The organism is Marinomonas sp. ATLA20 (assembly GCF_057180105.1).
Genome location: NZ_JBXUKU010000012.1, coordinates 74,725 through 88,058, shown reverse-complemented (window position 1 = coordinate 88,058; position 13,334 = coordinate 74,725). Strand labels below are relative to the sequence as shown.

The following is a 13,334-nucleotide window of genomic DNA, read 5'->3' as shown; positions in this document are numbered from 1 at the left end:
ATCCACGTATTTTATTTATCGACGCTTTAGTGTTTCCGAAGGCAATTCTGCGAACATTTTTCGGTAATCAGACGAAAAGCGCCCAAGGTGAGAAAAACCATAATCCAGCGCAATTTCAGTGACGTTACGTATGTCACTATTCATGATAATTTCTTTTCTTAAGTGTTTAAGCTTAGATTGCTTGATGAAAACTTTTGGAGTGATGTGGTAGTGCTTGGCGAATAGGTTGTAGACTTTTCTGATACTGATATGGGCCACATTTGCTAACTCTTCTACATCAATATCCTCTTTGATATTTTCTTCAATATGTTTGAGTAATGCATTGAAATTGCGATCGTTCAAGTCTGAGTCTAAGATGGCAGGGGTATTATTGTCGAATTGTTGAAATAGCTTGCGAATAAGTAGGTCGCGATAAGGTAATTGCATTTGCAATAAATCGAGTTCAGCGTCATTTGCTTCGTGCAAAATAGCTCCCATCAAGCTAAGAAATCCCAAAGACTTATCTAATTCAATAACCTTCCTTTCAAATAAAATTCCAGAGCTTGAAATAACCCTGTTTTGCTCCAGACATAAATCTCTAATAAAGGCTTGTGGAACTTTGACAATGATTTTTTCACAATCTGCAGAATAGGAAATATCCATTTTTTCGTGTGGGTTCATCATCAAAGCTTGGCCTGGCTTTAGCAATAAAGACTCTTCTTCAAATTGCCAGCAACATTGACCATGAGTGACGACTTGAAAGTGGTAAATGTCATTTAAATCAGCACAGTGAATTTTAACTTCGTTACCATAATGGATTGAAGATAATCCTAATTCGGCAAAATCTCGATGTTTTAGTTGGGAGCAGAATTCGTCTGAATCCTTAACAGACTCAGACAGCAAAGTATGATGTCCAATGTGGCTGTTTATGTAATCTGATACTTCTAGCGGATGAGCCTGATTAAAAATAACGGCATTGCTTAGGGCATTAGTAAACATAGTTGAAGACCATTTTTGTAATTATTGTTAGTTAATTTATATTAGGTGAACTTTGCGAAGCTGGCAACGCCTAATTTTCAGTCAATATTTTTAGCTTCTTAACGAGTTATAAATGAGTATTTCGAGTTTGTTTTTAACGCTTTATTGGCGTGCACAGCAGCCGTAAAAACTATAAGGGTTATCTCGAGTAGGGGGAGCATAAAACACCTCTTATTAAAGTGAATAAATGTCCAGTTAGTCTGACAAGATCAGGCTTTTTAAAGTGGAAGTTATCCTTGACATACAACATTAGACCACTGCTGAGTGACTGAGTGTATCGTTGGAGCACATTAACATATGTAACGATTTGATCCGGATTATAGTCTTCGACAGAGTGTACATAGCTTATACTCGCTTGGATTTTTCCGTCTTGACTGAAGAGAGGGAAGACTAAATCGAAAACAGCTTGATCTACTTCCGAGATAGACACTGCATAGCCTGCATCTCTGATTTCTTGAAGATTACTTCTAAAGTCTTTCCAGCTTGCTTCTGAAAGGGATTGTTCTATTTCTTCTGGGTTGTCAACAAATAAGCGCATATGCTGACTATTGGGTAAACATGCCAAAATGGCCCTTGACGTTGCACCACCAAAAAGCGGTCTAGGAATGCCTCTAGCATAACTAAGGTTGGTTTCTACGTTGCCAAAATGATAAATGCAGACGACTTGGTTTTTAAAAGGTCTACAAACTAACCATGTTTGCTTTTCTTTCAGCTCATAGGGATGTTGCTCAAAATCTTTCGACAATCTTATCAGAGGGTCTGATAGGCGTAGCTGATGATCCCACTGAATGATGCGGGAGCCAAGACTATAATTGCTTTTTCCTGTTTGAAATAACAAGCCCGCGTCAGCAAGTTCTTTGGTATAGCGATATCCGGTAGAGCGGGTATAGTCGAATTCATGACAGAGGTCATCCACAGACCAGATAGGTCGTTGTTGAGTAAACAAGCCTAAGATACGCAGTATACCTTTCAAGCTATTGCGTCTTGCATCCTTATCGTTCACTTCTCGTTTTGTATGTTCCAATGTGAAAGCCTGCTTTGGTTGATTGTTCCTAACGTCGTCATTCGAATGGTACCTTTCTATCCCATTGTCCATCTGATCTATAGTCCTATTTTATGAAATTATACCATTTTCGCTTATTATTTATAATTATTTAAATCCTATTTTATGGGATTTGTTGATATTTATTTATTTTGGGTCTATATTGAAATAATCATACATCTTTTGCATGTCTCACCAGTGAGAATGCCTGAAGGGGGAAGCATGAAATTAGTGTCTTTTGAGTTCAAAAATCGTCGTTCTTGCGGTGTGGTGCTAGGTCGTCTAATGAAAGATCTCGAATCCATGCAATCTCAGCTAGGAAAGAATCTTCACAAGGCTTTGCAAAACGCTAAGATCGAGCAACTCGATTTATCCAAAATGTCAGGAATTGCGTCGGATGAGATTCGTTACGTATCCGACGCCATTTCCAACCCAAACAAAGCACTTTTTATTGGCATTAACTATTCGACTCACATTAAAAAAACAGACCGTGATATGTCTGTTTACCCAATGATCTCCAATCGTTTCGTCGATACTCAAGTTGCGCATGAGCAAGCAGTTATCAGATCAGCTACCTCGCATAAGTTAGATTTGGAAAAGTTCCATTAAAATTACCTAGTTTGATAATAGTCTGTTCGCTACAAAATAATAAAAATGAGTTCAGAGGATAAAAAATGCAGAATCGATCTATGACAGTACTTTCAAATTACAGAGCTGGTGAATCTAGTTGCGCTCATAATTGGACGGATTATCTGACAACGTATATTGATAATATATCAGATAAGCCTAAACTCTCTGGAAAGAATTTCTTTGAAAACAAAGAAAAAAATAAAATTTCGTGCAATATAGAGAGTGGTGTCCTGGGCTGCTTAAAACTTGAAAGATTAAGAGAAGCGCCCTACAAATTTAAACGAGATAAAAAAACAACCGCTGATTACTTGTCAAATCCAATCATTCTAATTTTACAAATATCAGGTTCTGCATCTATCACGGGTATGAGTACTCCTGAATGCTTGGAGTCTGGCAAAATGGTCGTTATAGATACTCGTAGTTCCTTTGAAATATCCAGCATTGAATCTTCAGACCAACTGATTGTGACTATACCCAGGAATAGTGTTGCCATAGCTAACGAAATAACTCATACCCATAGTAACCGATTTGAATGTAAAAATGGATTAGGGAAATTACTATACGACTTGCTAAAACAATCCATCGAAAACTATGAGTTACTGAATGAGTCTTCAAAAACTAGTATTGCCCAATCTGTCTTACAACTCATACCTATTATTGTGGCTCCTAGCTATCCAACGACAGGCATATATTGTGGTAATACAGGGATCATGATCCAAAGAATAAAGCAATATATTGAAATGAATTTATCAGATCCCTACCTAGCAATAGAAAATATAGCAGCAGAAAATAATTGCTCAGTCAGAACTATACATCGATTATTTAAAATTAATGATCTAGGTGGGGTGAGCCACTACATATGGAATCGTCGCATAGTATCGGCTGCCGAAATGCTTATTGATTCTGGTTATTCAGGCAGCTCTATTACTGATATTGCTTTTAATTGTGGTTTTAGCTGTAGCGCTCATTTTAGTCGTTTATTCAAGTCATATTACGGAGTTACGCCTAGAAAATATAGAAAATCTATATCGATGGTAAATTGAATTGTCTTGTGGTAATAGTGATTTTTTAAAGGCTAGGGAATCTAATTTAAATTTCTAGTCACATTTATTTTCAATGAATTAAGAGTAGTATCTAGCTGTTTAGAATAAAGCTTTATATAGTGTTTTTGTTGTGTTTATTTATGTATTTTTGGTTAAAAAAGCCATCATATTTTTATTTGACTATGTGAATAATGAGTCAATATTTTATTTTTCTATATGGGAGTTAGAGTTAAGGAAGTTAAAATTTGATATTGAGTTAATAGTAAAATATTTGAATTTTTGGTAAGAGTTCTAAGGTGGTTTTTGCGAATTTTTGCCAATTTAACCAAGGGTGATGGTTTTTTTTGTGATATAAAAATAATGATAAATCAAAAAGGTATCTAAAATGAAAATTAATAGTTTCTTACATTATTCCATTTTCGCTTTTGTTGTTTTTAGTCAGTTTATATTTGCTGATACATTACGTCTTAGCTCACCTGTTCCAGAAGGACATATTTTTCATAAGGTTTCTGAAAAATTTGCGGATGAGTTAAGAATACGTACAAATGGTGAATTAGATGTTGAAATATTTCCAGCAGGTGAGTTAGGCGGTGATTCAGAAAATGCTATTATGCTTGAGACAGGAGTTATTCATTTCTCTGTTATTCCTATTGCCTTTATGACAAATCAAGAAGAGGCTTTTAATGCTTGGTTTTTGCCTGGTTTGTTTAATAATGTAGAAGAGGCTGGTCGTGCGACTAAACTTCCCGCTGCGCAGCAGATGCTTTCAAGCCTAGAAAATCAGGGGGTAGTCGGAGTTGGTTATGTTTTTGCAGGAATGCGTAGCCTGCTGTCAGTCGAACCTATAGACAGTATTGATGATATAAAAGATCAAAAAGTGGCTGTATATACGATACCTATGTTTACTGATTGGTGGTTGAGTTTTGGTGCGGTTCCCACAGCCGTCATTATGCCAGAAGTTCCAGCCGCACTAGCTCAGAATGTCGTTGATGTAATCGATCTAGACCTTGATTTAGTTATGGCGTTACAGCTTCAAAAGCAAGCATCTAACCTAACTATAACTAATCATATGGGGTTTCCTGCATTTATGGTTGCATCAAAGAAATGGTGGGATAGCTTAACGGTAGCGAATCGTAAATCTATTAATGAAGCATTTTCTGAAGCAGAGAAGTGGGGGTTACAGGAGCAATTAGCAGCAGATGAAAGAAATATTTCTTATTTAGAAAGTGTAGGTGTTTCTATAAATAAAATTGACAAGAGTCAATATAAAGAAAATGCGGATATGGTTATTGATAAATATACAAATAAAAACAGAACTATTTCTGAGTTCTATAATCAGGTAAATGCACAAAAAAATTAGATTTACGTTTTTTAGTTTCTAGCTACCTGTAATGTTTTGGTTTTGCCGGTGGCTGTGTTTAGTAAGTTTTTGAGTTTTTTAGATTTTTGGCGCCAAATTATAGATGAGCTTAGAACTTTTTATGAAATCTTAATTTTTTAAATTATTTTATCAGACAGTACATGGATCTAAGTTTCTAATGTTTTTATTTATAATAAATATTGGGTGCTTTTTTGTAAGTATTATAGTTAAAATTTTTTTAAATAAGAGTTTTTTATTATTTAAAGTTAAAGTTCGCACTTATGAGAAAAACTTATAAGAGTCGTTATATTTAAACTGGAGATAGGAAAATATGAAAATAACAACCCCTTCCTTACAAGAGCCATTAGAAGACGAGTATCTAGTTGATGGAGTCAGCGCAGACGGTGAGGTGCCATCTGACTTAAATTTAAATGGCGGTGACTTAGTTGTGAAGACCCTTCAATCCGTCGGCGTCAAACAAGCATTTGGTATCCACGGTGCACATATTGATTCTATCTTTCAAGCTGCTTTATCTTCTAATTTTCCAATCATAGATACGCGACATGAGGTTTCTGCCGGTCATGCAGCTGAAGGATATGCTCGTGTTTCAGGACAATTTGGTGTGGCATTTGTTACGGCAGGAGGTGGTTTTACTAACGTTACCACATCACTAGCGAATGCTTGGCTTGATCGTACACCGGTATTGGTAATTACTGGTTCTGGATCACTAATACAAGATGAAACCAATACGCTTCAGGCGGGTATTGATCAGGTTGCTATGGCATCACCTGTAACTAAATGGGCACATCGTGTCGTCAAAACAGAGCACATTCCACGCCTAATAAAACAAGCTATTCGGATCGCTACCACCGCCCCCCAAGGCCCTGTATTGCTCGATATTCCTTGGGATATCTTAACTCAGGCAAGCGAGTTTAATGAAGCCGCTGAGTTTTTATCTTGTTCTAAAACTGTCCCTGAAAATGGGATTCAGGAAGCGGTTGAATTATTAGACTGTGCTGCACGGCCAGTGATCATTGTTGGTGGTGAGGTTCCTCGTGGACATGGCGCTGCAGCGCTTGAGTTGCTAAGTAGCATTACTGGAGTACCGGTTGTATCTGACTTTGAGGGGGTGGCCGCTTTATCAGGTCTTCCTGATGATAAAAACTGTGGACTCCTGCAAGGGCTCTTTGGTCTGGGAGAAAATGTACCGGATGTCGTAATCATGGCAGGTGTACGGTTTGGACTCACAACGTCTCACGGCTCAGGAACTTTAATTCCTCATTCTGCAAAGATCATCCAGATAGATCCTGATCCACGCGAATTTGGCAGGCTTCAATCTATTGATATTGGATTGACAGGTGATGTGTCGGCAACACTGGACGCTTTAGCAAAAGCGGCAGTTCTTAATGATAACGATCCGATTAAACACCAGCCGTGGTGTCGCTATCTAGCTACCTATGTCGCTTCACGCTTTGATCGGCTCGAACGAGAGTGTCATTCATCGCAGTCTGATCGCATTCACCCTTTCCTTGCCTCGCGCTTGGTAAGTGACATTTTAGCGCCAGGTAATGTTGTCGTTGCGGACGGTGCGCTAACCTATCTATGGCTTAGTGAAACGATTGCCCGTTCTAAGCCTCATAGCTTTCTTTGTCACGGATATCTCGGGTCTATGGGGGTCGGTTTTGGCACAGTTTTAGGTGCCCAAAAAGCGGCAACTGAAGAAGACAAACGGGCGATTCTAGTTACTGGAGATGGTGCTGTTGGGTATGCGCTGGGTGAGTTTGACTCTGCTTTAAGAAACAACTTACCGATTATAGTAATTGTTATGAATAATCAAAGTTGGGGCGCTACTCAGCATTTCCAAAAACTTACTCAAGGTGCTGATCGGGTAACGAAAACAATGCTTCCTAATGGACGCTATCATGATGTTGCTGAAGCTTTAGGTTGCATAGGATATCTAGCGACAGATGAAAACAGTTTACGGGAAGCGTTGCTAAACGCTTTAAAAGATGATCGGCCTGTGTGCATTAATGTGCAAGTTGAACTCGATCCTATACCGCCAGAAGAGCGAGTGATTATGGGACAAAAACCATTTGATGAAGATTTTAATGAGGAGTCTGAGAAATGAAAATTTTAACTGATAAGATCGTAATCGTCACTGGAGGTGCCAGTGGTATTGGTCGTTCGATCGCGATTCGTGCTGCTCAACTGGGGGCCCGGGGTGTCTTAATTGGTGATTTATCTGAGTTACCTAAAGAGGGTGGAGAGAGCACAGCCTCAATTGTCGCATCTTATGGTGCTATATCACGCTTTTTTCGGTGTGATGTATGTTCACGAGATGACCTAGACGTACTTATTAGTGCTGCGGAAGAGTTTGGGGGGGTAGACGTTATGGTATGTAATGCCGGTATTGCCATTCCAACTGATGGTCCTGATGTCTCTGATGCCGATTTTAGTAAGTTGGTGGATGTGAATCTACATGGTGCTCTTAAATCTGCTCAGCATGCTGGCAGTGTTATGAAGACCCGCGCAACGGGTGGAAGCATCGTCGTTATCTCTAGCATGGGAGGGCTACGGGGTGCTGGGTTTAACCTTGGATATAGTATGACGAAGGGTGGCGTGAATATGATGACGGCATCTTTAGCTGATGCTTATGGACCGGAAGGTATCCGAGTTAATGCTGTATGTCCTGGTTTGATAAACACTCGATTGATTGAGTCATCACCAAAATTAGCAGGTGAAATGGACGCATTGCGTCAGCGAATGCCGCTACGTAGGCTTGGAGAAGCTGATGAAATTGGTGATGTTGTTGCTTGGCTAGGTTCAGACTTATCTTCTTTTGTAACTGGCGCTGTGATCCCTGTAGACGGTGGTCAAACAGCTGTAATTTAGGGTAATACTTATGAACAAACATATGAGTGAAGTGACTGATCTAAGAAATATTCAATCGAACTATGCCGATGTAAATGGTATCAGATTGCATTATGTTGACCAGGGGGCCGGACCAGCGGTGATATTTTGTCATGGTTTCCCTGAGACATGGCGTAGCTGGAGTAATCAGATTGCTGCATTAGTTGAGTCTGGATATAGAGCTATTGCCTTGGATATGCGGGGCCATGGTGGTTCATCTTGTCCAAATGATGTGGACGATTACAGTGTGATTCATACGGTAGGGGATGTAATTGGCTTAATGGATTCGCTTAGTATTCAAAAGGCTGTGATCGTTGGTCATGACGCTGGTACAACGACCGCTTACCATGCCGCTCTTATGAGACCAGATAGGTTTTATGGAGTGATGGCCCTTTCGATCCCGTTTATGCCGAGAGCTCGCATCAATATGATGAATGGGATGATCGAAAATTCACCTGATAACTTTTATATGCGTTACTTCCAATCCCCGAGTATGCCAGAGAAGGAGTTGGATGCAGATCCTATAGCTACACTACGACGTATCTATTTTCACAATAGTGGTGAGAATCCGCATGGTCCTTCAATGATGGAGACAAACGAATTTGGTGCTATTTTACCGAACCTTCAAGCTCCGGCAGGTGACATAAGCTTTATTTCTAATAATGAGTTAGAGCAGGCTGCAGAAGATTTTCGTCGAACCGGATTTCGTGGAGGCCTTAATGGTTATAGGGTTTTTGACCGAAACTGGGAATTGACTGCGCCTTGGGTTGATATGAATTTGTCAGTACCTGTCACCTATATCGGTGGCGAGCAAGATATCGTTCTTCATTTCCCGGGCTTTCGAGAAGCTATTGCAGCTATGCCAAATTCAGAAATCGTCCAAGCTGCTGGGCATTGGATTCAGAAAGAGGCGCCTGGAGCTGTGAATACACATCTATTAAATTTCGTACTGAAGGTAACAAGTGTTACTCCATGATGGGGTATAAAAGCCACACGTTCTGACAAGCGATCAGTTATTCGACTAAGTGCATAGTGCTGTGACAACGTGAGCTGTTGCGGCATTCTTGCATGAACCTCTTTAATAGGTGGAACGCTATATAGAGAACTGACATCAAAATTTCAACCTCAGATTGAGAGCCTAAAAGTGGTTGAAGAAAAAGTAGTTGGTCATTGGGAAGTTATGTTGCCTATGAAAAAGATAACCAACATCACGATATTAGTGAGGTGTATCACATAATTATTATGAAAATTTTTTGTCTAGAATAAGGAGTGAAGTTAAGCCTTAAAAATCATTTAAAACTTTTGAGTGGGGGGTGATAATATATTCTTGATTTTTATCTCTCTTATGTCTGAGTTTTATAGCTTTATTCGACCTGCTAAGATGATTTAATTTTAAGAGTTTTTTAATGTATTTCTCACCTAGTTATAAATATTAGAAACTTAAAATATCACTAAGATAAATACCTGGAAATACGCCAAAATACCTTACCTTTTCCTAAAGATGATCGATTCCTAATTTCCACTCTTATTTTTACCCTCTTGTCAGTATTTTCAAAATTCTAGGGTATGGAAATATCATATATTTAGTATAGGCAATGTAGTTATTCATATTTGATGAATGATTATTTTATAGGTGGGAAATAATCCACATATCAAATATAAAACCTATATCTGTCACTCTAGGCCAAGTTTGTCCTTTATAGACAATTAATCCTTTTTTTTTTGAATACACTAACTATTACAAAAAAATAAGAATCGAGGTGCGTTATGTTCAAAGTTAGAGAGTTATTATGTCTGATTATCAAATCTATCACTAAGGTTTTTTCTTTTCAGATTTTATCTGTGCAGCTCTGGATACGCACCCTGGATCCTAGTCTATTAAATAAATCCAGTTTAATTGCGAAGAAGGCATAATCGATGAAATCAATTGATAAAAAAACATCGTGGTTTGCCTTAGTTGTCGGTCATATTGCAGGCATGATCGATTTGGCTGCCTTGCCAATATGGGTTGGCACACTAATTGTTGGTTACAACTTTCTTCCTACTGAGGCAGGTGGATTGGCCACATTATTTCTAATGGGTGTTGTTCTATGTAACTTAGTGCTATCACCCATATTCCATAAGATTAATGGTCGCTGGATCGCCCCTTCAGGATTTTGGCTAAGTGCAGTAATGTTTTTGTTCATGACACAGACAACATCATTTCCACTAATGGCTATTTTACACTTCGTAGCCGGTGTTGGTGCAGGTATTGGAGTCTCATTAACCCATGGCTCAATGGGCCTCACGAAAAACCCTCATCGCGTGTTTGCAATCGGTAGTATTGGCCTCGGATCGTTTGTTGTGCTTTATCTTGGAGTTACGCCAAAATTCATAGCCTCTTCAGGCCCATCAATGTTGTTTTGGGTCTTTGCTGGAGTAATGGGTAGTGCTGCTATTATCCATACACTCTTTTTCCCAAGCGTTACGCCTAATACGACAAACAAAGAGACAACTAGTAAGGAGCGTCCTAAGTTCACCGCTAAAGTCTGGTTTCTAATCATTGGGATTATGTTAATGGCTATGAATAACGCCATGATTTTGAGCTTCGCAGCTCAGGCGGGAATTAATATGGGGTTCGGTTCTGAACGAGTCCAAATGGCACTGATTAGCATGGGGATTGTAGCTATTTTTCCTGCCATGATTGCCGCAATATTGCAGTATAAAATGTCACCGATGCTGGTTGCACTATTCGGTGCGATATTACATGGAGTTTGTGCATTGTCTCTTATGTCTGCAAATAGTTTCCTTATTTTTATTCTGTCTCTGATTATTTTTCCGTCCATTTTAATGTTTACACATACATTTCTATTCGGTTACTTGATGAATTTAGAGCCTACAGGGCGTGCTGTATCAGCGACGCCAGCAATGATCATGACTGGTTCTGCCATTGGCCCGTTTTTAGGGGGAACGTTAGTTCAAAATTTTGGGTATACCGCATTGGGAATTACCGCGATGGCTTTAGCAGTAATCGCATTTATATCTTTCTTTAAGTCAAAGAGTATTGATTATTCTCTGGAGGCATGTAAGGCCTAGTAAAGCGTTTGTTTGGTTTGAAAAATAAAAAATAAAAATAGAGTGAGGTGTTTTATGTTTAATTTGGATAAAAGTGATCTTTTCAAGGTTGTATCTGTTTCTTCGGTTATATTTTATAGCGCCAGTTCCATGGCTGTTAATCCTAACGTGACTTTACCACAAGATATTAATTTAGGGCTTACAAGTTTTTATGATGGTATTACCGGTGGGCCAGGTTGGACTTACCTAGCTTATGCTAAGAAAAATCACTCCACTTCACTAAAAAACCAAAAGGGTAATGATTTAGCCATATTCGATAAGGCTGATTTTGATGCCAATATTTTGATTAACCAACTAGACTATAAGTTCAAAGAGATAGAGTCTGGTGGGAGCTTTGGCGTTGGGGCTATACTACCTATCATTAATCTTTCTTCAGCAGTCGGTAATAGTGGACCTGGGCCTAGTTTAAAAGATAATAAAACAAAGCCTGGTGATCTTACATTATACTCATATTTTCAGTTTCCGATGACAATGATTGAAGGTGTGCCTATTTTCTCTCATCGATTAGCGCTGGATGTCTCTCTTCCTACTGGAGGATATGATAAAAAAATAGATATAAACCAATCTTCCAATATGGCAACAGTTATACCTAACTGGGCTTTTACATTGTTTCTTTCAGAACGGTTAGAAGTAAGTGGCCGAGTTAGTTATATGTATAATTTTGAAAACTCTTCGCCTAATGGTAGTGCTCCTCTCGATTTTAAAGGAGAGAATGTTGATAATATCCAAGCAGGCCAGGCGGCTTGGTTAAATTTTGCCTCTTCTTATAAGTTGACACCGGAATTTTATATTGGAATTAATGGATATTATTTAAAACAATTAACAGATGACAAAGTTAACGGTCAAAATTTTTCAGGTTCTAAAGAACAAGTTTTCGCAATTGGGCCAGGTGCATTCTGGATGGCTCAAAATAGAGAGAGAAGCGTTTGGTTAAATGTTTACCATGAATCAAAGGTGGAAAATAGATTTAAAAACGATTACGTAGTTCAGATGAGATATATTCAGAGCTTCTAGTTATGACTAAGTGTCAGATTATAATTGGCTAGCTCAGTTTGATAATTAATTCACTACTTTTAACGACTAATCATTACATTAGAAGATCTATCTTGGAGATATAATAATGAAAAAGCCCAATAAATGGATTAGAGAAGAAATTGCTTCATTAGATCCGGAGAAGGATTATGTTCGAATATGGAAATTGACCAATAGCTATGGCCTAAATGATTTCATGCAGAACTTTATTTACGCTTTGACGTTCCCTAATTTTGTGGTAACTGAGTGGGGTTCCAGGGCTATATGGCGAGAAGATGGAGGCAAAGTGATTGATCGCTCTACGCATAGAGTGGAGCAGACCGGTAGTGCGAACGCATTATGGTGGTACTATGGGCCTCACGATCCACGCACTAAGAAATCTATTGCGGGGATCAATAAGTTACATGCTTATCACGCTAAGGATATGCCGGGCGCGTTTAGTTACAATGAAGACTATATTTATGTCTGTTGTTTTACTGCTATTACCATGCATAGATTACTTATAAAAATGGGTTTGCCCGGTATTTCCGAAAAAGAGAAAGTGGCCGCTCATTTATTCTGGCGTGATATGTCAGAGTTGTTTGAGTCTGAAGGCGGTAAGCCGTTGTATGGGTACCCAGAGGATTTTGATGCTCTAGTGGCTTTCTGTGAAGAGTATGAAAATAGAGAAAGACCCAAGCCTGAGCGTAGTAATTTAGTTGGCGTTGCTATCCATGAGCAGTTTGTGTTCCGCTTTTTTCCTCCAGAGCTACATTGGCTTGGTCACCAATTGCTTCGATCAATGTCGTTATCAACGACTCTTGATACCTTAAGAATTGAGCGAGCCTACCCTCAAGCTCAGGAAGTACTGCCTAAATTAATGGGCTTGGTATTCTGGTATCAGGAAAGCTTTTTTGATGACCCTAGTGAAGCGTATATTGAACGAAGAGATGCGATGTCGGCGGAAGAAAAAGCTAAAGTTCGTGAAGAAATCCGTCAATTGGATTCTGCTTTTCCTCAGCATTTTCTTTCGCTTTATCAAGATGACCCTAAGTTTTCTGGTTGCCCTTATCATGCAGCACTCAAGCAATATGCGCCTAATAAAGATTCAGCCGTTTCAGAGGAGTTACATGAGATAGAGAAACAAGCGGGTGTGATTGAATAGAAAAATTGGGGTGGGGGAGTTTCCCCCTTAACCCCAAACTAA

The 13,334-nt window shown here is 38.9% G+C and carries 11 protein-coding genes; 9 read left to right on the top strand and 2 right to left on the bottom strand.

Going from position 1 to position 13,334, the window contains the following annotated elements; all coding sequences use genetic code 11:
* Nucleotides 1-15 precede the first annotated feature (15 nt).
* Nucleotides 16-978, bottom strand: coding sequence for an AraC family transcriptional regulator (locus tag AC2A4J_RS17255; RefSeq protein ID WP_484176904.1), 963 nt, complete (start codon nucleotides 976-978; stop codon nucleotides 16-18).
* A gap of 178 nt (nucleotides 979-1,156) precedes the next feature.
* On the bottom strand, nucleotides 1,157-2,041 hold the full coding sequence (locus tag AC2A4J_RS17250; RefSeq protein ID WP_484176903.1) for an IclR family transcriptional regulator: 885 nt from the start codon (nucleotides 2,039-2,041) through the stop codon (nucleotides 1,157-1,159).
* A 240-nt stretch (nucleotides 2,042-2,281) separates the two neighbouring features.
* Between AC2A4J_RS17250 and AC2A4J_RS17245 the strand changes: the two genes are divergently transcribed.
* From AC2A4J_RS17245 to AC2A4J_RS17205, 9 genes are all read left to right on the top strand, one after another.
* Complete coding sequence (locus AC2A4J_RS17245) at nucleotides 2,282-2,668, top strand: hypothetical protein (RefSeq protein ID WP_484176902.1); 387 nt, start codon at nucleotides 2,282-2,284, stop codon at nucleotides 2,666-2,668.
* Between the two features lie 65 nt (nucleotides 2,669-2,733).
* Nucleotides 2,734-3,732 carry a helix-turn-helix domain-containing protein gene (locus AC2A4J_RS17240; RefSeq protein ID WP_484176901.1) on the top strand — a complete coding sequence of 333 codons (999 nt, stop codon included), beginning with the start codon at nucleotides 2,734-2,736 and terminating at the stop codon, nucleotides 3,730-3,732.
* A gap of 385 nt (nucleotides 3,733-4,117) precedes the next feature.
* Complete coding sequence (locus tag AC2A4J_RS17235) at nucleotides 4,118-5,092, top strand: TRAP transporter substrate-binding protein (protein ID WP_484176900.1); 975 nt, start codon at nucleotides 4,118-4,120, stop codon at nucleotides 5,090-5,092.
* 331 nt (nucleotides 5,093-5,423) lie between these two features.
* Nucleotides 5,424-7,220: a thiamine pyrophosphate-binding protein gene (locus AC2A4J_RS17230; protein WP_484176899.1), complete on the top strand. Its 1,797-nt coding sequence runs from the start codon at nucleotides 5,424-5,426 to the stop codon at nucleotides 7,218-7,220.
* Entirely contained in the window at nucleotides 7,217-7,984 is a 768-nt protein-coding gene (locus AC2A4J_RS17225; protein ID WP_484176898.1) for an SDR family NAD(P)-dependent oxidoreductase, read from the top strand. Before AC2A4J_RS17230 ends, AC2A4J_RS17225 begins: the two co-directional genes overlap by 4 nt.
* Nucleotides 7,985-7,994: 10 nt before the next feature.
* Nucleotides 7,995-8,978, top strand: coding sequence for an alpha/beta fold hydrolase (locus tag AC2A4J_RS17220; RefSeq protein ID WP_484176897.1), 984 nt, complete (start codon nucleotides 7,995-7,997; stop codon nucleotides 8,976-8,978).
* 941 nt (nucleotides 8,979-9,919) lie between these two features.
* Nucleotides 9,920-11,077, top strand: coding sequence for an MFS transporter (locus AC2A4J_RS17215; protein WP_484176896.1), 1,158 nt, complete (start codon nucleotides 9,920-9,922; stop codon nucleotides 11,075-11,077).
* Between the two features lie 54 nt (nucleotides 11,078-11,131).
* A complete protein-coding gene (locus AC2A4J_RS17210; protein WP_484176895.1) occupies nucleotides 11,132-12,130 on the top strand; it encodes a SphA family protein in 999 nt (332 codons plus the stop codon).
* Nucleotides 12,131-12,236: 106 nt separating this feature from the next.
* A complete protein-coding gene (locus AC2A4J_RS17205; RefSeq protein WP_484176894.1) occupies nucleotides 12,237-13,292 on the top strand; it encodes a hypothetical protein in 1,056 nt (351 codons plus the stop codon).
* The last annotated feature ends 42 nt before the right edge of the window (nucleotides 13,293-13,334 follow it).